The following is a 22273-nucleotide window of genomic DNA, read 5'->3' on the forward strand; positions in this document are numbered from 1 at the left end:
TGCTCCCGGCCGGCCCGTGGCTGTTCCGGTGATCCCGCAGGGGGCCGGTGCGGATCAGTGCATCGCGATGCCGGCGCTGTCGCCGCTCGGCAGGTCGCTCGCCTTCGCCTTGATGACGAAGACCGCGACCAGCAGCGCGACCCCGGCGAGCACCGCGCCGACGATGAAGCCGTGCGAGATCCCCTGGGCGAGCACCGAGTTGGCGGCGTCGGAACCCGGCGGGAAGTCGTGCTTCTCCAGCAGGTAGGCGAGCTGGTCCTTTGAGGCGGTCTGCTGGAAGACGGGCAGCTGCGCGTTGAACTCGGGCACGGCGTAGTGCGCGAAGACCGTGGTCAGGATCGAGAGGCCGAGCGAACCGCCGATCTGCTGCATCGAGTTGAGCAGGCCGGAGGCGGCGCCGGTCTCCTCGCCGGGAACGCCCGCGACCGAGAGCAGCATCACCGGGACGAAGATCAGGCCCATGCCGAGGCCGAAGATCACAGTCGGGGCCAGCACGCCGTCCACGTAGCCGCTGTCCTTGTGGATCTGGGTCAGCCAGGTGAGGCCGATGGTGACCAGCAGCGCGCCGCCCGCCATGAACGGCTTCGGGCCGTACTTGGCCTGCAGGGCCGAGGCGACCTGCGCGGCGATGATGATCGACACGCTGATCGGCAGGAACGAGACACCGGCCTTGAGCGGGCTGTAGCCGAGCGGCCCCTGCACGAACAGGACGACGTAGAAGAAGATGCCGAACATGGCCGCGGCCAGGCAGAGCATCATCACCAGGCCGCCGGTGCGGTTGCGGTCGGCGAACAGGTGCAGCGGGGTGATCGGCTGGTCGGTGCGCCGCTCGATCACGATGAACGCGGCCAGCAGGAGCGCGCCGGCGGCGAAGGAACCGAGCGTCACGGGGTCGGACCAGCCGTCCGAGGCGGCCCGGATGAAGCCGTAGACCAGGCCGACCAGGCCGAGCGTCGAGGTGAAGGCGCCGGGCAGGTCGAAGCGGCCCGGGTGGCGCTCGGACTCGGCGATGTAGCGCGGCGCGGCGATCGCGATCAGGACGGCGATCGGAACGTTGACGAAGAACACCCAGCGCCAGTCCAGGTACTCGGTGAGCAGGCCGCCGGCCAGCAGGCCGATCGCGGCGCCCGAACCGGCCACCGCCGAGAAGACGCCGAACGCCTTGTTGCGTTCCGGCCCCTCCTCGAAGTTGGTGGCGATCAGGGCGAAGGCGGTCGGCGAACAGATCGCGCCGCCGATGCCCTGGAGCGCGCGGGCGGCCAGCAGCAGCGTGCTGTCCTGGGCGAATCCGCCCAGCAGCGAGGCCAGGCCGAACAGCAACGTGCCGAAGATGAACACCCGGCGGCGGCCGAGGATGTCACCCGCGCGACCGCCGAGCAGCAGCAGTCCGCCGAAGGTCAGCGTGTAGGCGTTGATGACCCAGGACAGGTCGGTGGTCGAGAAGTTCAGCGCGTCCTTGATGTGCGGCAGCGCGATGTTCACGATGGTCGCGTCGAGCACCACCATGAGCTGGGTGGCCGCGATGACGGCCAGGGTGATGTTCTTCCCCCGGCCCTGGCCGGCCTTCGGCGGTGAGTTCTTGCTGAGCGTGTCGGAGATAGCCACGAATGTGCCCCCTGCTGGCTACGTGCGCGGTGCGGGTGGATGCGGATGGGTGTGGGTGGGTGTGGTGGTGCGATGGTGCGGTGCTTGCGGCGGGTGCGTGAAGGGTCCGGCGCCGGGTGCCCCGGGTGCCCGGGAATGCGGCGGATCCGCCGGCGCGGACAGGCCGCTGCGCGTCGGCGCGGGCTAGGAAGGAACGATGCCGTTCACTAATCTGGACGATAGCCTGGGGTCGATAGTGAACGCAAGCGTTCCTTAGGAGGGTGGCAATGGACCGTTTGATGCGGCGCCTGTCGGCGGACCGGGTGCCGGCGGGATCCGAGGACCCTGCGGCGCCGGAGCTGTCCGGCACACTCCTGCCGGTGCCGACGGTGCCGACGGTGCCGACGGTGCTGGACGCGTCGGAGGTGCCGAACGAGGGGATCGGGCCCTGTTGCCCGATCCGGGCCGCCCGGGAGGCGCTGGCGCGGCCGGTGCGGCGTCGGGGGAAGGAGTTGGAGAACGCGATCTTCGAAGCCGCGCTCGACCAGCTCACCTCCGGCGGTTACGCGCGACTGACGATGGAAGGCGTCGCCGCTGCGGCGCGGACCGGGAAGGCCGCGCTCTACCGGCGCTGGACGTCGAAGGTGGAACTCGTCATCGACGCCCTGGACGCCACTCTGCCACGCCCCTACGGCATCGCCGATCTCGGGTCCACCCGGGCCGAGTTGCTGCAGCTCATCGAGCTGTTCACGGATGCGATCTGCTCCCCGGCGGGTGCCGCCCTGCACGCGCTGATGGCCGAACTCTCCCAGCAGCAGGCCGAGGTGTTCAAGGACTTCATCGTGCAGCGGGTGATCGGGCCGACCAAGGACACCATCCTGGAGATCCTCCGCCGCGGCGTCGAGCGTGGCGATGTCCGCCCCGACGCGGTCAGCCCGCTGGTCGCCGACGTCGTCCCGGCGATGCTGATGTTCCAGATGAAGGTCTCGGAGTCCGACCCGGCCCCCGACTTCGCGGTCCGGCTGGTGGACGACGTACTGGTCCCGATGGTCCGCCGGCCGTAGCCGATCCCGGGGGGCGGGACACCGGGCGGTCCCGGCGCGTCCGTGAGCGGGCTTAGGCTGGAGGCCGCCCCACCGCAGGGGGCCGCCTGTCCGACGGGGTCTCCCCGCCCGGCCGGGCCGCTTTGCCGAACGGAGTCCGTCATGCCCATCGTCCCGCCGACCCACTCCGTGGAACGCTCGCTCCGCCGGGCCGGCGCCAAGGTCGTGGTCGGGCTGGACGAGGTGGGCCGTGGCGCCTGGGCCGGACCGGTCACCGTCGGCGCCGCCGTCACCGGCCTGCGCAAGCCGCCGGAGGGGCTCACCGACTCCAAGCTGCTCACCGAGCTGCGCCGCGAGGCCCTCGCGCCGGTGCTCGCCGACTGGGTCACCGCGTACGCGCTCGGCCACGCCTCGCCGCAGGAGTGCGACGACCTCGGCATGACGGCCGCGCTGCGACTGGCCGCCGTCCGCGCGCTGGAGGCGCTGCCGGTCGAACCCGACGCGGTGATCCTGGACGGCAAGCACGACTACCTCGGCGGCCCCTGGCGGGTGCGCACGGTGATCAAGGGCGACCAGTCCTGCATCTGCGTCTCCGCCGCCTCGGTGCTCGCGAAGGTCCACCGCGACGGGCTGATGGCCGAACTCGGCGAGGCCTGCCCGGAATACGGCTTCGCGGACAACGCGGGCTATCCCTCCCCGGTGCACCGTGCGGCGCTGGAGGAGTTCGGCCCCACCGAGCAGCACCGGCTCTCCTGGGCGTACTTGGACGCACTGCCCAAGTGGCGTCATCTGAAGCGCGGTCGGGACATCATCGGGGCCGGTCGGGGATCCGCCGACGAACAGTTGACGCTCGGTTTCTGACGGTCCGTCTGGAATTGCCGGGTGGGGGCGGCGGATGTCCGGTGCCCAATGGGTGGGGTGCCCGTGCGCGTTCGACTGGCATTTGATAGATATCCGGGTATGCCTGTCTTCCCCGAGGAGCCGGAGATTCACGAGAGCCTCCCGGGCCCCGGCGTTCCCTTCCCCCGCGAGTCGGACGCACAAGCCCTCCACGTGCCCGCCACCGGCGGCGCACCCGCCACCGCACCCACCACCACCGCCGCCGCGCCCCTCCCGGTGCCCGGCCCCCGCCCGGCGCCCCCGCGGCCGGCACCGCCGCGTGCCGACCGTTCGGGACCGCCGCGCCTGATCCCCAAGCCCGGTCCGGCGCCGCGCCGCCAGACCCCCGCCGCGCCGCAGGTCGAGGTCCAGCGCATCGCCGCCACCCCGGCGCAGGCGCTCGACCGCGCCGACGAAGCGGTCGATCGGCTCCTGGACTCGGGCCGCGACCCGGGCGAGATCCTGGTGCTGACCGTCGGTGACGCCCACCCCTGGCAGCAGCACGAGCTGTCCTTCGGTGAGGAGCGTTACTGGGCGCAACTCACCGAGGGCGGTGACGTGTTCTACGCGGACGCCGCGCCGGCCCGGCCGGTCCGCCGCGAGGTGGTCGTCCTGGTGGTCAACGGCGGCTCGCCCGCCCGGGCCGCCGAGGCGTACACCGAGGCGCTCGGCCGCGCGAACAGCCTGCTGCTGGTCTGCGGAGAGGCCGGCCCGACTGCCACGGGGGCGGCCGGAGCCGCACCGGGGCGTCCGGTCAAGGCCTGACCGCAGCTCCGCTCGTCGTCCCCACTCCGGGCCCGGTGCCGTACGGTGCCGGGCCCGGAGTCCTTCCCGCCACCGGCGTCCGGTGGCCGCCCCGCAGCTCGTCGGAGCCTCCCGGACACGGCGGCCGGAGCCGCTCAGGTGCCTGCCGGGCACGGCGGCCGGAGCCGCTCAGGTGTCTCCCGGGCACGGCGGCCGGAGCCGCTCAGGTGTCTCCCGGGCACGGCGGCCGGAGCCGCTCAGGTGCCTGCCGGTACGCGGCGGCGGCCGCAGCCGCTCAACGAGTGCCGGTACGGCGGCCGGGCTCGACGGTGGTGACCCGCGCCGGGATCCACGGCGGCTCGGACTGCGGGGAGCGCGGCGGGGCGTCGACCCGCTTGGCCGTCTCGGCGGCCAACTGCCGCGCCCGTTGGCTGCGCGGGGTGTCGGCGAGCACCGATCGTGGCGGCAGCTCCGTCACGGTGTGCACCGGCCCGTCCGCCCACGAACCCGCGTGCGGATTGCGTCCGCCCCGCCCGTCCCCGAGGACCTGCCATCCCCCCGGGGTGAGCCCGATGTACGAGCCGCAGCGCAGTCCGTGCAGCCCGGCCGCGTCCCGCAGCGCCCACATCCAGGCGCCGTCCTGTTCCGTCCAGCCCGGTGCGCCGTCGCGGCAGCGCAGCAGTAGGGCCGTCCGGGTCGGCTCGGGCCGGCGCAGATCGTGCGGGATGATCCGGCGCAGGTGCGTCAGCAGCGCGTTCCGGTGCTGCCAGCCGTCGGTGTCGTGTGGCCAGGGCGTGAACGAGGCCGAGGCGGCGAGGTGGTGGAGCGCGTCCAACACCGCCACCACGATGGTGCCCGGCTGGGGCAGGTGGCGCTGGTGCAGTTCCAGGACGAAGTCGCGCGGATCGCGCAGCAACGGGATCCCCGAGGCGGTCCAGGTCTCCAGGTCCAGCGACCGTCTGGGCGCCGGACCTCCGGAGAGGGGATGCTGACCTCGGCCGATACCGTTGATCACGATCCTCCTTCCTGGCCCGTGGGCAGGCGGGTGCCTGGGTACGCCGAAGGGCGGATCCAGCGGACCGGGTTTCGGGTACCTCCCAATTCTCAGGGCAACGGGGCCAGAGCGGCAATGATGAAATGATGAACGCCACCCGATAGCCCATGTTCTGCCGGATATGTTCCACGCCCACCCGAGCCCGGTTCGGGTGGTGCCCGGGCGTGATCCACGCCGCGCGAAGGGCATGTCGAACCGTCATCGGCATGGTGGGCACTCCTTTCTCGGGTCGGATCTCCGGTGTGATCGAAATCGCCCGGTCGGCTCCTTTCTGTTAGGCCATTCGAGTGAAGGCGGCTCTGGGGCGGCGGCCGCCCCCCGCCGACTCAGCCCTGTACCGCCAGGACCAGCGGCAACACCGCGCCGGCTCCCGCGCGGCGCAGCAGTCGGGCGGCCACGGTGACCGTCCACCCCGAGTCCACGAGGTCGTCCACCAGCAGCACCGGTCCGCCGGCGGCCGCCACCGCCTGTTCCAGCTCCGGAGGCAGGACCAGCGACCCGGCCAGCGAGTGCAGCCGTTGGGCGCTGTTGCTGCGGGCCCCGTGCGGCGGCAGGCCGCCGGCGTACTCGATCCGGCCGAGCATCGGCAGCCGCCCGATCTCGGCGATCCGCGCGCCGAGGCTGCCGACCAGCTGGGGCCGGGTCGAGGAGGCCATGGTCACCACGCCGACCGGCCGCTCCAGCCGGGTGCCCTCCGTCGTCGCGGGCCCGGCCCAGCCGCCGGGGCCGCGGGCCCAGTCGGCCAGCACCGCCACCAGCGCGTCCACCGCCTCGCCGGGCACCGGTACGTCCGGCGCCTGGTCGGCGAGCAGGGCGCGCAGCCGGTTGCCCCAGCCGATGTCGGACAGCCGGCCGAGCGCCCGGCCGGTCTCCGCCTGCTCGCCCGCCGGGATCCGGCCCTTCAGCGGCACCCCGAGCGCGTCCATCCCGGTCGGCCAGAGGCGGCGCGGCTCGAAGCTCACGCCGGGGCGGCCGAGTGCGGCCCGGGCTGCGGCCAGCGCCTCTGCGGAGACCTCCGGGGTGTGCAGCGGCCCGGCGCAGTTGTCGCACCGCCCGCACGGCATGGCCTGCTCGTCGTCCAGCTGGCGACGCAGGAACTCCATCCGGCAGCCGGTGGTCGCCGCATAGTCGCGCATCGCCCGCTGTTCCGCCTCCCGGGAGGCGGCGACCTTGGCGTAGCGGGCGGTGTCGTACGCCCAGCTCTGCCCGGTGGCCGTCCAGCCGCCCTTGACCCGTCGGACGGCGCCGTCCACGTCCAGCACCTTGAGCATGGTCTCCAGCCGGGCGCGGCGCAGGTCCACCCGGGGCTCCAGGGCGGCGGTGGAGAGCGGGCGGCCGGCCGCGGCGAGCGCGTCGATGGTGCGTCGCACCTGCTCCTCCGGAGGGAAGGCGAGCGAGGCGAAGTAGCGCCAGATCGCCTCGTCCTCGCGCCCGGGCAGCAGCAGCACCTCGGCCCGGTCCACTCCGCGGCCGGCCCGGCCGACCTGCTGGTAGTAGGCGATCGGGGAGCTGGGCGAGCCCAGGTGGACGACGAAGCCGAGGTCGGGCTTGTCGAAGCCCATGCCGAGCGCGGAGGTGGCGACCAGCGCCTTGACCCGGTTGGCCAGCAGGTCGGCCTCGGCGGTGCGGCGCTCGGCGTCCTCGGTGCGGCCGGAGTAGGAGGCCACCGGGAAGCCGCGCTCGCGCAGGAAGGCCGTCACCTCCTCGGCGGCGGCCACCGTCAGGGTGTAGACGATGCCCGAGCCGGGGAGCCGGTCGAGGTGGTCGGCCAGCCAGGCGAGCCGGTGCGCCGGGTCGGGCAGGGCGAGCACGCCCAGGGTGAGGCTCTCCCGGTCGAGCGGGCCGCGCAGCACCAGCGCGTGCTCGTCGGTGCTGCCGGTGCCGAGCTGCTCGGCGACGTCCGCGGTGACCCGGGCGTTGGCGGTGGCGGTGGTGGCCAGCACCGGCACGCCGGACGGCAGGTCGGCCAGCATGGTGCGCAGCCGGCGGTAGTCGGGGCGGAAGTCGTGGCCCCAGTCGGAGATGCAGTGGGCTTCGTCGACGACCAGGAGGCCGGTGGAGGCGGCGAGCTTCGGCAGCACCTGGTCGCGGAAGTCCGGGTTGTTCAGCCGCTCGGGGCTGACCAGCAGGACGTCGACCTTCCCGGCGGCGACCTCGGCCTGGACCTCGTCCCACTCCTCGGTGTTGGCGGAGTTGATGGTGCGGGCGTGGATCCCGGCCCGGGCCGCCGACTCGACCTGGTTGCGCATCAGGGCGAGCAGGGGGGAGACGATCACCGTCGGTCCGGCGCCGCGGGCGCGGAGCAGGGCGGTGGAGATGAAGTAGACCGCGGACTTCCCCCAGCCGGTGCGCTGGACGACCAGTGCGCGGCGGTGGTCGACCACGAGGGCCTCGATCGCCGTCCACTGGTCCTCGCGCAGGCTGGCGGCGGGGCCGGCCAGCTCGCGCAGGACGGCCTCGGCCCGCGCCCGGACCTCGGCGCGGTCGGCGGTGGCGGTGGTGTGGATGTCGGGCTGCTGCATGGCGTCGATGTAACCCCATGCCGCCGACAAGGGGCGAATGCGGACGGGATGGCGGAGTCGAAGGCGGGGTGTATTTCATCCGCTGATCCGCTGAACGGCCGCCGAAATCCACTCTCCGGAGTGGGTTTTGTGTGCTCCGGTCGGGTGAAGGAAAAATCGGGGGCCGAGTTATCCACAGGAAAAGAGAAAGTTCCGGAGTCGTTGTCGGATTGCGCCCACGCTTGCGGCCATGAACGCGATGAACAACGAACACGTCATCCTGTCCCTGGGCCCGGCCTCCGAGCAGCGGCCCGTCGTCATGCGCGGTCCGGCCGACATGGCCGAACTGTTGCCCTACCTCCTGGGGTTCTACCCGGACGACAGCATCGTCGCGGTGGGTCTCCAGGGCCCCGACCTCCACCAGGGCGGGGTCATCCGGGCGGACCTCCCGGCCTCGCCCGCGGCCTGGCCGGCCGCGGCGGACGAGACGGCCGCCCTGCTGGTCGCCCTCTCCGAGCGGCACGGCGGTCGGCCGCTCGAAGTGCTCCTCTACCTCTGCCAGGATCCGGTCGGGGCGCACGCCCCGCCCCCGGCGGAGGCGCTGCGGCCGCTGGCCGACCAGCTGCGCGCGGCCTTCGGACGCAGGGGAGTGGTCGTCAAGGAGTCGCTGTGCGTCTCGGACGGTCGCTGGTGGTCGTTCCTCTGCCGCCGCGAGGGCTGCTGCGATCCGGCCGGCAATCCGGTGCGGCGCGGTCCCGATCCGGGCCCGGCGGCAGCGGCCGCGACGGTGGCGGGCCTCGTGCCGCGCGGCAGCCGGAAGGCGATCGTCGGCGGGCTGGCCCCGGTCGGTCCGCCGGCGGACGCCGCCCAGCGGGAGGCGCTGGCCCGGGCCGAGCCCCTCGCGGGGTCCGTCTCCCGGGAGCAGGGCCTCGAACTGCTGGAGCAGGCCTTCGCCGAGTTCGCGGCAGGTGCCCGGGAGCTCGACGAGGAGCGGACGGCCGGGCTGCTGTTCGCCCTGCGGGACCGCCTCACCCGGGACCGCGGCGTCGAGTTCGTCCGGCCGGACGAACTCGCGCCCGCCGAGCGGCTATGGCGCTTCCTCGTACGGCGGGCCGTCCCGCCGTACGAGGACTGTGCGGTGGCCCCGCTCACCCTGCTGGCCTGGGCCTCCTGGGTCGCCGGGGACACGGCCACCGCCCGGGTGGTGCTCGGCCACGTCCTGCGGCTCTCGCCGGGCTACCTGCTCGCCGAGCTGCTGTACGAGTCCATGAACGACGGCATGACACCGGAGGCGCTGCTCTCCGCTGTCGAGGCCCAGCGGCGGCGGCGCGAGCACCGCGAGGTCGCGCCGCGGAGCGGGGCCGAGTCCGTGGCCGCGGCCGACGACGGGCCGGGGGCGCCGCCGGGGCCGGACCAGGCCCCGGGCGGCGACGCCGGGCAGCGCTCCGGCACGACGGGCGGTGCGCGCCGCCGACGCCGGGGCGGTCGACGGAAGGGCGGGGCCACGGCCTCGGCCTCGAGCCCGGCTCCGGCCGATCGGGGCCCGGACGGCCGCGACCGCTCCGGTGAGCCGGGGCCGTCCGGCAGCGCTCGGGGCTCGGTCGCCCTGCTCCCGGCGCCCGGACGCGGCTCGGGGCCCGGGGCGCGGCCCAGCCGGGGCGTGCGGCTCGGCCGGGCGGGCGCCTGCGCCTCGGCCGCCGTCCGGGCCGGCACGGGCCTGCACCGGTGCCGGGGCGCCCGGCAGGCGGCGAGAGGAGCACGCCGTGCGCACTGAGCCACTCGCCGCCCCACCGATCGGGAGGGGGCTACGCCTCGCCGTGGGCCATCTTGATCAGTCGGTCCAGCACCCTGCCGCCGCTCACCCGCAGGCCGTCGTGCTCCCACTCGTTGGTGATCCAGGTCCGCAGGCCGCGCACCCCGCGGGTGGTCTCCAGCGAGTCGGCGGTGTCCACGTACATGTCGTCGTGGTACACCGCCGCCACGGCCGGCACGGTGTTGGCGGCCAGCCGCGCCGGGTCGTAGAGGTCGGGCCAGTCGGTGCGGGCGGCGAGCAGGTCCGCGGTCTCCTTCAACGGGCGCAGCGCCGGGTCGGTGTCGAACATCCAGGGGTAGATCATCTCCCCGGTGAACAGCACCGGGGCGCCGGTCTCCAGCGCCGTCCGGGCGTCGAACTGCGGGAACTCCTTGCGGACCCGCTCGGCCGACCAGGCGGTGCCGCTCTGGTCAACCGAGCGCTGGCCGTAGATCGACTCGTGCAGCACCGCGTACAGCGGGCCCTCGGCGAAGGAGAGCCTGGCCTGGACGCCGGCCAGGAAGGTGTCGGAGAGCTCGGCCCCGGCCGGGCCCTCCACCCAAGCCTCCTCCAGGAGGTAGTGCAGGGCCCCGGAGCCGCTGCCGCCGCCGAGCATCATCCCGAGTGCCTGGAAGGCCTCGACGGTGAGCAGCCCGCCGTCTGGCAGCGTGGCGGGGGAGTCGGCGAGGTGGGCGGCGATCCGCCGCACGGCCTCGACGTCCTGCGGGAAGCGGGCGTAGTGGTCCTCGTTCTTGCGGACGACGCGCGGGTAGGCGGCGCGGTAGACGTCGTCCGCCGAGCTGCCGAGGCCGGAGAGGCCGCCGGTGATGAAGGCCTCCGTCAGGCCTTCGGGAGCGAAGGAGAGGTAGGTGAGGGTGCAGAAGCCGCCGAAGCTCTGGCCGAGCACGCTCCAGCGCCGGTCGGCGCCGAGCATCCGGTGGCGGATCAGCTCGGCGTCCCGGACGATCGCGTCCGCGCGGAAGTGGGCGAGGTAGTCCGCCTGCTCCTGCGGGCCGCCGCGGCGGGCGAGGGTCTGCCGGGTCGCGGGGGTGGACCGCCCGGTGCCGCGCTGGTCGAGCAGCAGCACGCGGTAGTCGTCCAGGGCGCGCTCCAGCCAGGCGTCCCGGCCGAGCGGGCGGGCGGCCTTGCCGCCGGGCCCGCCCTGGAGGAACAGCAGCCAGGGCAGGTCGTCCCGCTCGCGGCCGGGGGCCACCACCTCGCGGGCGTAGACCTCGATCTGCTCGCCCTCCGGGGAGGTGTGATCGAGCGGGACCTGGAAGACGTGGTCGGTCGTGACAATCCCGGGCAGCCGGCTGACGGTGGACATGCAACTCCTCGGTCTCTGCTGGTCACAGCGGTTGCGTCGCGGTTCGCGGGGTCACCGGGTACGGGCGCCGCGACCCCCGCACCGTATCCTGACCGCGGTCGAGCACCGGTTCGACCGCCGCCGCCCACCGGACTGCGCGGCCGGCCGCGACCCGGCCCCCGCTCCGGGCGCCGGAGCCCGGCTCGGGCCACCGGCGCCGCCGCCCCCTGACGAGGCCTCCGGTGACGGCCCGGCAGTGGTGGCACGACCGCCCGACGGACCGGACCTGACCAGTGGCGGCCCCGGCGGGCGTGACCTGGCGGCGGTGCGTGGCGTTCACCCCAGGGGCCCTGCGCGCGGACGGCGTTCGGATGCGGCCCGGTCCCGGGTGGCCGTCCGATGGCCGGGCCGGGCCGGGTGCGACCGTCGACCCGGCGGCCACGGGGCGCGGGGCGGGGCGTCACCGGCAGGCCGGGGCGCCGGACCTGAGGATGTGCCGGGCACGATGAGGTGCCCGACGCGAAAGGCGCGGAGCGCCGGTACCGGCCCGGTACCGCACACCGCATGGCACGGCCCAACGCCGGGTACGGCCAGACACGGCACACCCGCCGACGGGAGCGACCCCGTCGGCCGGGCACCAACAGCACGCGACCGAGCATGCTCGCGGCCCACCGGCCTGACCGGCCACCGGACCGCCGAGGGGAGGAGAGTCCGGTGACCGCCATGAGGCCACTACAGGCCATGCCGGCCGAGAGCGTGGTCGGCGCGCCCAGACCGGTCGGCCGCCCCGACCAGCTCCCGGCGGCCGGGCCCGCAGGCGCACCCGTCGGCCTCGGACGGCCCGCGACCCCGCCGCGCCCGCAGCCCCCGGCCGTCCACCACGCGCTGCTCTGCGTCAACGCCCCCGCAATGGCCGCCTCCGGCCCGGACGGCCAGCTGCGCGGCCAGGGCCTGCACGGCCTCTACCGCAACGGGGTCCGGGTGCTGGCCCGGATGGAGCTGCGGCTGGGCGGCATGGAGCCGCTGCCGCTCCAGGGCACCCTGACGAGCACCGCCCAGGCCCGCTTCCTCGGTGCCGTCCGCCTCCCCGGCGACCTGGACCCGGATCCAGCGCTCACCGTCGAGCGGCTGCGCCACGCCGATGGCGTGGAGACCGTCACCGTGCGCAACACCGGCGCCCGGCCCGCCCGGCTGCCGCTGGAGATCGCCCTCGGTACCGACCTCGGCCCCGTCGCCGAGATCGCCGCCGGGCACCGCCCGCCGGACCTGCCCGGCCAGGTGCAGTCCGCCGGGCTGCGCTGGTCCGGCCCGGTGCACAGCGCCGTGGTCAGCGCCAAGCCCTCCCCGCACGCCGTCCTCGCCGGGGCCGGGGTGCTCCGCTGGGATTTGGAGGTCCAGCCCGGTGCCCGCTGGTCGGTCGAGCTGCGCGCCGAGCTGGAGACCGCCCCCGGCGGCCCGCGCCCGCCGGGCGGGCGCGGCACCGGTGTCCCGCTGCCCTGGGCCGAACCGGAGGTGCGCAGCGACGACCTGCGCGCGGCTCTGCTGGTCGACCGCTCCCTGGACGCCCTCGGCGGGCTGCTGTTCGCCGACCCGGACCGCCCTACCGACCTCTACCCGGCCTCCGGCGCGCCCTGGCGCTTCGGTCTGGCCCCGGCCGACGCGCTCTGGGCCGCCCGGCTGACCCTCCCGCTCGGCACCCGGCTCGCGGGCGGCACCCTGCGCGCGCTGGCCCGTCGGCAGCAGCTCGCCCCCGCCCCCGGCCGCACCGAGGGCCTGCTGCCCGGCGCCCTGCGGCACGGCGGCCCCGAGCTGCCGCCGACCTGCACGGCCACCGAGGCCACCCTGCTGTTCGTCACCGTGCTGGCCGAGGCCTGGCGCTGGGGCCTGCCCCGGGCGGAGGTCGTCGAGCTGCTCCCGGCCGCCGAGCGGGCCCTGGCCGCCCTGCGCGCGGGCCTGGTCGACGGCTTCGTCACCGACCTGAGCCGCCCGGTGCAGGACCGCGCCGCCCAGCCGGTCGCCGCCCGCGCCGAGGTCCAGGCGCAGGCCCACCGCGCCGCCTTGCACGGCGCCGAGCTCCTGGAGGCCTTCGGCCGGCCGGGCGCCGGGGACTGGCGGAACTGGGCCGCCGGGCTGCGCGGGCGCTTCCGCGAGCGGTTCTGGATCGACGACCTCTCCGGCGGTCGCCCCGCCGCCGGACTGGCCCCGGGCGGCCAGCCGCTGCCGGCCGTCGCCTCCTCCCTGGTGCACCTGCTCGACACCGGGCTCGCCGGCGACGGCGGTCGGCACGAGAGCCTGCTGGACCGCGAGCGCACCCGGCTGCTCGCCCAGCGCCTGGTCGCGCCCGAGCTCGACAGCGGCTGGGGCTTGCGAACGCTCAGCGCCAAGTCCCCGCGATTCAACCCGCTGGGCCACCGTGGCGGCGCGGTGCGGATCCACGAGACCGCGCTGGCGATCGCCGGACTCGCCGAGGCCGGCCACGAGAACGAGGCCGGCACCCTGCTGGAGGGCCTGCTCGCCGCGTCCGCCCACTTCGAAGGGCGGCTGCCGGAGATGTACGCGGGTGAACAGCGCACCCCCGGCTGCCCACCGGTGCCGCACCCGGCCGCCTGCCGCCCGGCGGCGGTCTCCGCGGCTGGAGCCGTCCACGCCGTGTTCGCGCTCGCCGGAGTCCGGCCGGACGTCCCGGGCGGCCGCGTCATGGTCCGTCCGGCCAGCACCGCCCCGCTCGGCGAACTCGAACTGACCGGCCTGCGGGTTGCGGGGGAGCCATTCTCGGTGCGGGTGAGCCGGATCGGCGTGGCGATGGTCGAGGAGGCCTCCGCGGACCTGCAACTGGTCGCCCGCTGACACCGGCCTGTCGACACCGCCTGCCGACACCGCCTGCCGACACTTCCTGTCGACACCGACCACTGATGCCGGGCCCGGCCGCGGCCGCCTGATCAGCGGGTACGACGACCCGCGGTTCCGGCCGCCCGTGCGCGAACCGTGCCGGGCAGCCGCGGTCACCGGCGCTGTGCGCTCCTCGCACGGGCCTGTGCTTATCGTCAGAGAGACGACTATGATCGTCGCCATGTCGCGCTACGATCCGTCGGCCTTCCCCCCGTTCGCAGTCACGGTTGACCTGGTGGTTCTGACGGTGCGCGACCACTCGCTCTGCGCCCTGCTGGTCAGACGGGGTGAGCCGCCCTACCAGGGGTACTGGGCGCTGCCCGGCGGCTTCGTCCGCCCGGACGAGGGCCTGGCCGAGGCGGCCTCCCGCGAGCTGGCCGAGGAGACCGGCCTGCGCGCCCACTCCGCCCCCGGCCACGAGGCGGTCGGGCCCGGCGCGGCCGGTGCCCACCTGGAGCAGCTCGCCACCTACGGCCACCCGCAGCGCGACCCCCGGATGCGCGTGGTCAGCGTCGCCTACCTGGTGCTCGCCCCCGACCTGCCGACCCCCCGAGCGGGCGGCGACGCCAGCAGCGCCCGCTGGGCCCCGGTGAGCGAACTCCTCGGCGAGAACCCGGCCGACGGGGTCCCGCTGGCCTTCGACCACGGTCTGATCCTCGCCGACGGCGTGGAACGCGCCCGCTCCAAGATCGAGTACTCCTCCCTGGCCACCGCCTTCTGCCCGACCGAGTTCACCGTGGGCGAGCTGCGTCGCGTCTACGAGGCCGTCTGGGGCGTCGCCCTGGACCCGCGCAACTTCCATCGCAAGGTCACCGGCACGCCCGGCTTCCTGCTCCCCTCCGGCGGCACGACCACCCGTCAGGGCGGTCGCCCGGCGCAGCTCTTCACCGCCGGCGGCGCGACCGTCCTCAACCCGCCGATGCTGCGCCCCGACTCCTGAGTCGCCAGCCCCGTACCGGCCACCGACCCCTGACCCCCGACCGCCGACCGCCGAACGGCCCCGGTCCGGAGGCCGGCGGGGTGCCCTCGGCGCACAGTGACGGTGGACGCTTCGGTCGCCGGACCGAAGGCCTTCGGACCCTGGGAGCCCCGTGATGGCCGTCAGCGACGACTGCGCCCGGCAGCGAAGCATCATCGAAAGCCTCGTGGCGGACTTCAAGAACCTCACCACGGCCACCGACCGCACCGAGAAGCAGCTGGCCGCCCTGAAGGCCGCGCGCGCCGACCCGCAGACGATCGCCTCGGTGGAGGAGAGGCTGAGCGCGGAGCAGGAGCAGTTGGCCGAGACCGCCGTCGCGGGCAAGTCGGCGGTCGAGGAGTACCAGGGGGAGTGTGTCGACCGGCCGCTCCCTGCCGGTGCCACGGAATTCCTGACGACAGGCGCCCCGGCTTCCGGCCCGGGAACGGGGGGCGCGGCCGGCCGGTCGTAGGCGCCTCCCCCGTGAAACGGAGGATCGGATTTTCCCCTGATCGGGTGAGGTGGGCGGGCGGTGGGCCCGTGGCGGTTCGGTAATGCCCGGAATCGGCGGTGCTGACCCCTAATGTGCTGGCGTCGAGCAGGTCGGCCGAGGGCATGGGAGCAGCCAGCGATGATCCAGATCACCGGACTGACCAAGGTCCACCGCAAGGGCGCCCCGCCCGCGGTGCTCGATCTGACCTTCGACGCCCGGCCCGGGATGGTGACCGTGCTGCTCGGCGACGAGGGGGCGGGCAAGTCCACGGCGCTGCGGCTGATGCTCGAACTCGAACGCGGTCAGGGCATCACGCTCTTCGACGGCCGCACCTACCGCCGGATCCGCCGCCCCGAGCGCGAGGTCGGCGTGCTGTTGCCGGGGCCGGGGGAGGGCGCCGCGGCGCTGTCCGGGAACCCGGGCCGCAAGGCCCGCGGCCACCTCCGGATGCTGGCCGCGGCTGTCGGCGTCCCGGCCCGGCGGGCCGACGAGCTGCTGGAGCAGACCCGGCTGGCCGCCGTCGCCGGCCAGCGGCTGCGCACCTTCTCGTCCGGGATGCACCGCAGGCTCTCCTTGGCCGCCGCGCTGCTCGCGGACCCCGGCACCCTGCTGCTGGACACGCCGACCGAGGGCCTGTCCCTGCGCAACGTCGAGTGGTTCCACTCCTTCCTGCGCTCCTTCGCCGTCGCGGGCGGAACGGTGCTGGTGACCACCCGGACCCCGCAGGAGGCCGCCCAGCTCGGAGACCGGGTGGTCACCCTGGACCGCGGCCGGATGGTGGCCGACCAGCCGGTCGCGGAGTTCTGCCGGACCAGGCTCAGCCCCGAAGTGGCCGTCCGGGGACCGCAGATGGCGCGGCTGGCGGACCTGCTGGTCAGCCAGGGGGCCGAGGTCCGCCGGGACGGGGGCGCGAGGATCGCGGTGGCGGGCATCGACCGCACCGAGATCGGTGAACTCGCCTACCGCCACGGGATCCTGCTGCACGAGCTGGCCGACCGGGTGGTCGAGCAGCCGGCACCCCGGGCCGCCCTGCCGGTCGCCTCCGGACGCTCCGGCCACCTCCTGGTCCAACCGGAACCGGAGGCCGCGCAGCCCGAGTACGACCCCGGGCCCGACCCCGAGTCCAACCCCGACGCCAGCCCCGGTCCGCTCCGGCAGCCCACCGCCCCCGAGGCAGTCCTCCGGGGAGCCACCGTTCCGGAGCCCGCCACGGAGGGCCGCTCCCGCGAGGACACCGTCCGGAGCACCCGCGCGCTCCCCGTCGCCGCTGTGACGGCAGCCCTGCCCGTCCTCGCGGCCACCACCCGGAAGACCGCCCCCGCCCTCGCCCCTGCCCCTGCCCCTGCCCCCACCTCAACCCCAACCGTCGCCGTCGACCGGCTCTTCCGCGACCAGCCCACCCCGGCTGCCGCGCCCCTCCCGGTCGAGCCGGCCCGCACCGCGCCCGCGCCCCACCCACAGCCCGCGCCCAGCCCGGAACCCACTCCCGGGAACGAGCCCGCGCGCCGCCGGGAGAGCGCCGCCGACCTGCTCACCGACGACACCGTCCGCCTCGGCCGGGTCACCACCGACAACGCCCCCGCCACCCCCGACGACCACCGGAGCGAGTGAACCGTGCGTGTCCTGGCCTACGAGCTGCGCCGCCTGCGCGGCCTGCGTTCCACCTGGTTGCTGCTCGCCGCCGTCCTGCTCTGCGACGCGGTCGTGGCCGCCGTCCTGGCGAGCCAGGCCCCGCCCGGCCCGCTGGCCGGCCCGGCCGGGGTGCGGCTGCTGACCGCCGCCGTCCCGCTGATCCCGCTGCCCTTCGCGGCGCTCGGCGCAGGCGTGCTGGGCGCGCTCTCCTACGGGCACGAGGTGCGCCACCCGGGTTTGGCGGCCTCGCAGGTGGCCTACGGGCGCCGGGTGCGGCTGCTGCTGGCGAAGCTGGTGGTGGTCGGTCCGGTGGCGGCGCTGCTGGCGCTGACCACCCTGCTGGTCGACCTGGTGGCCGTGCACCTCGCGCTTCCGGGCGGCGTGACGGTGGCGGCCCGGACGGATCCGGCCGCGCTGTCCGACGGGGTCTCCGCGGCGCTGGGCGCCGTCGGGCCGAGCGGGTCGGCCGGCCTGTCGGGCCCGTTCGCCCCGCTGGCGCCGCTGGCCGGGCACGGGGTGCCGGCCGCGCTGCTGGCCTTCGTCCTGCTGACCGTGGTGGCGGCCTGGACCGGCGTGCTGACCGCCTCGCTGACCCGCAGCGCCGCCGCCGGGGTGCTGCTGCTGTGCGCGCTGCCGCCGCTGCTGGAGTCCGGTGTCGCCCTGCTGCTGCGCCGCACCGGCCGCCCGTGGCCGACCAGGGCGGCGGAGCTGCTGCCCTTCCAGTCCGGGATCGAGTGGGCCTACGGCTGGGTGTACGGCGGAGCGCACGAGGCGGCGGCCGGGAGCGCGGCGTTGACGGATCCGGCACTGCTCGCGGCGGTCGCGGCCCCTGCGGCGGCCCTGCTGCTGGCAGCCCTGCTCGTCCAGGCCCGCCGGCGTTCGATGTAGCCCGCCACCCGCCCGCGCCGGGGGCGGCGGCCGTCCGCCCCCGGGATCCGCCGCCCGGGCGTTGCGCTGTCCCGAAGCACCAAGATCGACCAGCAGTGGCCTTAATGCGCGGTTCTTCCTGATAAGAAGTCAATTATCCAGTCACGGCCGATCACCCTTTCGTGTGCTTTTCACGAGAATTCTCAAGCTGCGCCTGCCGATCGCCGACAAAGGAGGCGTGAGTACCCTTGCGCACCCCACCATGACCCCCGCCCGTTCCGCCGACGGGCCGATCCACGGCCCCGGCGATCTGGACCGCTTCTCGTACGCCGACCGGCCGACGCCGCCGGTGCCCCGCTGGGAGGGCGCCGAGTCCGACATCTCCCGGGTCGGCCGCAAGACCACCAGCAGCCGCGGCCGCGGTCTGCACGGCCAGCTGGTCCAGCAGCTCGGCCAGATGATCGTCTCCGGCGACCTCGGCGCCGACCGTCCGCTCGTGCCGGAGGAGATCGGCCAGCGGTTCGAGGTGTCCCGGACCGTCGTCCGCGAGTCGCTGCGCGTGCTGGAGGCCAAGGGCCTGGTCAGCGCCCGCCCGAACGTCGGCACCCGGGTCCGCCCGGTCGGCGACTGGAACCTGCTGGACCCGGACATCATCGAGTGGCGGGCCTTCGGTCCGCAGCGGGACGAGCAGCGCCGGGAGCTGTTCGAGCTCCGCTGGGCGATCGAGCCGCTGGCCGCCCGGCTCGCGGCCGGCCACGGCCGGGAGGACGTCCAGCAGCGCCTGGTCGAGCTGGTCGAGATCATGGGCCACGCCGCCGCCCAGGCCGACCTGTCCACCTACACCCGGGCCGACGCCGAGCTGCACGGCCTGATCCTGCAGATGGCCGGCAACCGGATGCTGGAGCACCTGTCCGGGATCGTCTCCTGCGCGCTCCAGGTCTCCGGCGGTCCGACCATCTCCTGCGAGCGGGCCTCCGAGTCCTCGGTCAGCCTGCACGCCCGGCTGGTGGACGCGCTGGGCACCGGCGACGGCACCGCGGGCGAGGCCGCGATGCGCGCGCTGCTCACCGTCCACCCCGAGATGGAGCCCTCCGTCCCCGCCCCCCGGGAGCACTGAGCGGGCTGTTCTCCGCGAGCGGGCCCGCACTGCGTGGTCCGCTCCGCCAGGGCCCTCCGGCCGCACCGCGCGGCGCAGCCGGGGGGCCTTCGTGCGGACGCGGCACCCCTCGACGGCCACGCGACGGCCACGCGACGCCCATGCCGAGCGCACCGCGAAGCCCACCAAGCCCGCGCGACCCACCCGCCAAGCCCGCCGAAGCCCACCGAAGCCCGCCGAAGCTCCCGCGAGCTCCCCCGCGAAGCCCCCGCCAGCTCATGTCCCGGCCATGACAACAGGTTCCGCGCGAGTGCGCGATGATGGATGTCGGCCCCGGGCCGCGGGCGCCGTGCGGTGTGACCCGCGACACGAAGGCCATGCGTAACACTTGACGAGTAGCAGCGATGTCTCCTGAGCGGGAGCAGCTCCGGAATACTCCAACATGTCAGAATGCTGTGTTGGTCCGCGGCGCTGCTGCCGTCCTGCAAACCCAGTCCTCAAGCCCGAGTCGGTCGGAATCGACACCGCGCGTCCGACGCGCGATCTCCTTCCCCGCCCGCTCGGGCGGCCGGTACGGGTTCGAGTCCACTCATCGTCCGAGAGGTTGTTCGTGTCGGCCAGCACATCCCGTTCGCTTCCCCCCGAGATCGCCGAGTCCGCGGCTCTGCTGGCGCTCATCGAGCGGGGCAAGGCCCAGGGGCAGATCGCCGGTGACGACGTGCGCCAGGCGTTCGAGGCGGACCAGATCCCGGTCACCAAGTGGAAGAACGTCATGCGCAGCCTCAACCAGGTGCTGATTGAGGAGGGGGTGGACCTCATGGTCAGCGCGGCCGAACCGGCTGGCGCCAAGCGCAAGAGCGTTGCTGCCAAGAGCCCCACCAAGCGCACCGCCACCAAGGCTGTCACCACCCGGACCCCGGCCGCTCCGTCGGCCCCGACCAAGCCGCCCGTGCGGATCGCCCCCGGCGCTCCCGTCGCGGCTCCGGCCGTCGCCGCTGCCGCGGCGCCCGCCCCCACCGTGTCCGCCGACATCACCGCCCTGGAGACGACCACCGTCGTCGCCGAGGCGAAGGCCGTTCCGGCCAAGAAGACCGCCGCCCCGGCCAAGAAGGCCGCGGCCAAGAAGACCGCCGCCCCGGCCAAGAAGACCGCCGCCAAGAAGACCGCCGGCGCCAAGGCCGGCAAGGGCGACGAGGAGCTCATCGGCGAGGAGGAGCTGCTCGAGGATGTCGCGCTGCCCGGCGACAAGGCGGGCGAGGAGGCGGAGCCCGAGGAGGAGTCGCAGGGCTTCGTCCTCTCCGACGACGACGAGGACGACGCGCCGGCCCAGCAGGTCGCCGTCGCCGGTGCCACCGCCGACCCGGTCAAGGACTACCTGAAGCAGATCGGCAAGGTCCCGCTGCTCAACGCCGAGCAGGAGGTCGAGCTCGCCAAGCGCATCGAGGCCGGCCTGTTCGCCGAGGACAAGCTCTCGGCCGCCGACAAGCTCGCCCCCAAGCTCAAGCGCGAGCTGGAGATCATCGCCGAGGACGGCCGCCGGGCCAAGAACCACCTGCTGGAGGCCAACCTCCGCCTGGTGGTCTCGCTGGCGAAGCGCTACACCGGTCGCGGCATGCTGTTCCTGGACCTGATCCAGGAGGGCAACCTCGGTCTGATCCGTGCGGTCGAGAAGTTCGACTACACCAAGGGCTACAAGTTCTCGACCTATGCCACCTGGTGGATCCGCCAGGCGATCACCCGCGCCATGGCCGACCAGGCCCGCACCATCCGCATCCCGGTGCACATGGTCGAGGTCATCAACAAGCTGGCCCGCGTCCAGCGCCAGATGCTCCAGGACCTGGGCCGCGAGCCCACCCCGGAGGAGCTGGCCAAGGAACTCGACATGACCCCCGAGAAGGTCATCGAGGTCCAGAAGTACGGCCGCGAGCCGATCTCGCTGCACACCCCGCTGGGCGAGGACGGCGACAGCGAGTTCGGTGACCTGATCGAGGACTCCGAGGCGGTCGTCCCGGCCGACGCGGTCTCCTTCACCCTGCTCCAGGAGCAGCTCCACTCGGTGCTGGACACCCTGTCCGAGCGCGAGGCCGGCGTGGTCTCGATGCGCTTCGGCCTGACCGACGGCCAGCCGAAGACGCTCGACGAGATCGGCAAGGTTTACGGGGTCACCCGTGAGCGCATTCGCCAGATCGAGTCGAAGACCATGTCGAAGCTGCGCCACCCGTCCCGCTCCCAGGTGCTGCGCGACTACCTGGACTGATCGACGGATCGACCGGTCGGCCCGACCGGCGACAGTGCGAGACGAAGGCCCGGAACCCCACGGTTCCGGGCCTTCGGGCCGTTCGGGGGCGGTCTGTCAGCGTCCGGGTGGTGCTTGTCGCTCGTCCGGGTGGTGGCATACGGGGAAGCGGTCGCGCAGTGTAGTCGATCACCTACGCTGTGCCGGTTGCCTGCTGCCGAGCCTTGTGGAGTCACGGTGCTGACCGACCCGGACCGAGCCGACCTGCCGACCCCCGACCCCCGCCGGGGCGACCCGGCCGCCGCCCGGACGGGTCGCCGCCTGCGGCGGCGGGGCGCCCTGCTGGCGCTGCTCGCGGCCGCCCCCGTGCCGCTGGTGGCGCTCGGGGCGGCCGGCCCCGCCGACGCACAGCGCCGGGTCGTCGGGGGCGGCACCGTGAGCACCGCGGACCATCCGTGGATCGTGGCGCTGGCCAGCCGCCCGCAGTTCGGCAGCGGGCGCTCCGGCCAGTTCTGCGGGGGCGCCCTGGTCACCCCGACCAAGGTGGTGACGGCCGCGCACTGCTTCTACGACGAGTCCAAGGGGCGGGTGGACCGGCCGGGCCTGAAGGTGATCGTCGGCCGGGACGACATGCGCGGCTCGGCCGGCCGTGAGGTGCCGGTCCAGCGGGTCTGGATCCACCCCGACTACAGCTACGCCGCGAACATGAACGACGTCGCGGTGCTCACCCTGGACGAGTCGCAGGGCTCCCGGCCGGTGGTCGAGCTGGTCGGCCAGGGCGAGAGCGGGCCGTACGCGGCCGGGACCGCCGCGCAGGTCTACGGCTGGGGAGACACCAGCGGGCGGGGCGACTACTCGCCGGTGCTGCGCCGGGTGGACGTGCCGATCGTCGCGGACCAGACCTGTGCGCACGCCTACCCGGGCGGGGCGGACGGCAAGTTCGAGGCTCGCGGGATGGTCTGCGCGGGCGCGGAGAAGGGCGGCAAGGACGCCTGCCAGGGCGACAGCGGTGGGCCGCTGATCGTGGCCGGCCGGCTGGTCGGGCTGGTGTCCTGGGGGACGGGCTGCGCGGAGGCGGCGCACCCGGGGGTGTACACCAGGGTGTCCTCGGTCACGGACGCGGTGCGCTCGGCGCTCTGAGTGCTCCGTGCTCTGAGTGCCCCGTGCTCCGAGTGCCCGATGCTCTGAGGGTACGGTGC

General features: G+C 74.6%; 16 protein-coding genes. 12 read left to right on the top strand and 4 right to left on the bottom strand.

Features of this window, described 5'->3' with window-relative positions:
- Positions 1–54: 54 nt before the first annotated feature.
- Positions 55–1605 (bottom strand): MFS transporter, encoded by a 1551-nt coding sequence (locus ABTY61_RS27635; protein ID WP_350507792.1) that lies wholly within the window; start codon positions 1603–1605, stop codon positions 55–57.
- A gap of 266 nt (positions 1606–1871) precedes the next feature.
- Here ABTY61_RS27635 and ABTY61_RS27640 point away from each other — a divergent pair, with 266 nt between their 5' ends.
- From ABTY61_RS27640 to ABTY61_RS27650, 3 genes are all read left to right on the top strand, one after another.
- Positions 1872–2648, top strand: a complete 777-nt coding sequence (locus ABTY61_RS27640) for a TetR-like C-terminal domain-containing protein (RefSeq protein ID WP_350507793.1) — start codon at positions 1872–1874, stop codon at positions 2646–2648.
- Between the two features lie 141 nt (positions 2649–2789).
- Positions 2790–3488, top strand: a complete 699-nt coding sequence (gene rnhB / locus ABTY61_RS27645; RefSeq protein ID WP_350507794.1) for a ribonuclease HII — start codon at positions 2790–2792, stop codon at positions 3486–3488.
- A gap of 99 nt (positions 3489–3587) precedes the next feature.
- Positions 3588–4271, top strand: coding sequence for a hypothetical protein (locus ABTY61_RS27650; protein WP_350507795.1), 684 nt, complete (start codon positions 3588–3590; stop codon positions 4269–4271).
- Between the two features lie 274 nt (positions 4272–4545).
- Here ABTY61_RS27650 and ABTY61_RS27655 read toward each other — a convergent pair whose 3' ends face one another.
- Both ABTY61_RS27655 and ABTY61_RS27660 read right to left on the bottom strand, forming a co-directional pair.
- Positions 4546–5265 carry a hypothetical protein gene (locus ABTY61_RS27655; RefSeq protein ID WP_502895443.1) on the bottom strand — a complete coding sequence of 240 codons (720 nt, stop codon included), beginning with the start codon at positions 5263–5265 and terminating at the stop codon, positions 4546–4548.
- Positions 5266–5630: 365 nt separating this feature from the next.
- The gene (locus ABTY61_RS27660; RefSeq protein ID WP_350507796.1) at positions 5631–7826 is read right to left on the bottom strand and encodes a RecQ family ATP-dependent DNA helicase; all 2196 of its coding nucleotides are present in this window, start codon (positions 7824–7826) and stop codon (positions 5631–5633) included.
- A 229-nt stretch (positions 7827–8055) separates the two neighbouring features.
- Here ABTY61_RS27660 and ABTY61_RS27665 point away from each other — a divergent pair, with 229 nt between their 5' ends.
- Positions 8056–9579 carry a DUF4192 domain-containing protein gene (locus ABTY61_RS27665; protein ID WP_350507797.1) on the top strand — a complete coding sequence of 508 codons (1524 nt, stop codon included), beginning with the start codon at positions 8056–8058 and terminating at the stop codon, positions 9577–9579.
- A 31-nt stretch (positions 9580–9610) separates the two neighbouring features.
- Here ABTY61_RS27665 and ABTY61_RS27670 read toward each other — a convergent pair whose 3' ends face one another.
- On the bottom strand, positions 9611–10924 hold the full coding sequence (locus ABTY61_RS27670; protein ID WP_350507798.1) for an alpha/beta fold hydrolase: 1314 nt from the start codon (positions 10922–10924) through the stop codon (positions 9611–9613).
- 702 nt (positions 10925–11626) lie between these two features.
- Here ABTY61_RS27670 and ABTY61_RS27675 point away from each other — a divergent pair.
- The 8 genes from ABTY61_RS27675 to ABTY61_RS27710 all read left to right on the top strand — a co-directional run bounded on the left by ABTY61_RS27675 (position 11627) and on the right by ABTY61_RS27710 (position 22214).
- Positions 11627–13750, top strand: coding sequence for an amylo-alpha-1,6-glucosidase (locus ABTY61_RS27675; protein ID WP_350507845.1), 2124 nt, complete (start codon positions 11627–11629; stop codon positions 13748–13750).
- Positions 13751–13973: 223 nt separating this feature from the next.
- A complete protein-coding gene (locus ABTY61_RS27680; RefSeq protein WP_350507799.1) occupies positions 13974–14732 on the top strand; it encodes an NUDIX hydrolase in 759 nt (252 codons plus the stop codon).
- Between the two features lie 154 nt (positions 14733–14886).
- The gene (locus tag ABTY61_RS27685; protein ID WP_350507800.1) at positions 14887–15222 is read left to right on the top strand and encodes a hypothetical protein; all 336 of its coding nucleotides are present in this window, start codon (positions 14887–14889) and stop codon (positions 15220–15222) included.
- Between the two features lie 159 nt (positions 15223–15381).
- Positions 15382–16854, top strand: coding sequence for an ATP-binding cassette domain-containing protein (locus ABTY61_RS27690; protein WP_350507801.1), 1473 nt, complete (start codon positions 15382–15384; stop codon positions 16852–16854).
- 3 nt (positions 16855–16857) lie between these two features.
- Complete coding sequence (locus ABTY61_RS27695; RefSeq protein WP_350507802.1) at positions 16858–17763, top strand: hypothetical protein; 906 nt, start codon at positions 16858–16860, stop codon at positions 17761–17763.
- Positions 17764–17926: 163 nt separating this feature from the next.
- Positions 17927–18859 carry a FadR/GntR family transcriptional regulator gene (locus ABTY61_RS27700; protein WP_350507803.1) on the top strand — a complete coding sequence of 311 codons (933 nt, stop codon included), beginning with the start codon at positions 17927–17929 and terminating at the stop codon, positions 18857–18859.
- A 589-nt stretch (positions 18860–19448) separates the two neighbouring features.
- Positions 19449–21095, top strand: coding sequence for an RNA polymerase sigma factor (locus ABTY61_RS27705; protein WP_350507804.1), 1647 nt, complete (start codon positions 19449–19451; stop codon positions 21093–21095).
- 216 nt (positions 21096–21311) lie between these two features.
- Complete coding sequence (locus ABTY61_RS27710) at positions 21312–22214, top strand: S1 family peptidase (RefSeq protein WP_350507805.1); 903 nt, start codon at positions 21312–21314, stop codon at positions 22212–22214.
- Positions 22215–22273: the final 59 nt, after the last annotated feature.

The sequence above is a fragment of the Kitasatospora sp. NPDC096128 genome (assembly GCF_040303105.1).
Classification (GTDB): domain Bacteria; phylum Actinomycetota; class Actinomycetes; order Streptomycetales; family Streptomycetaceae; genus Kitasatospora.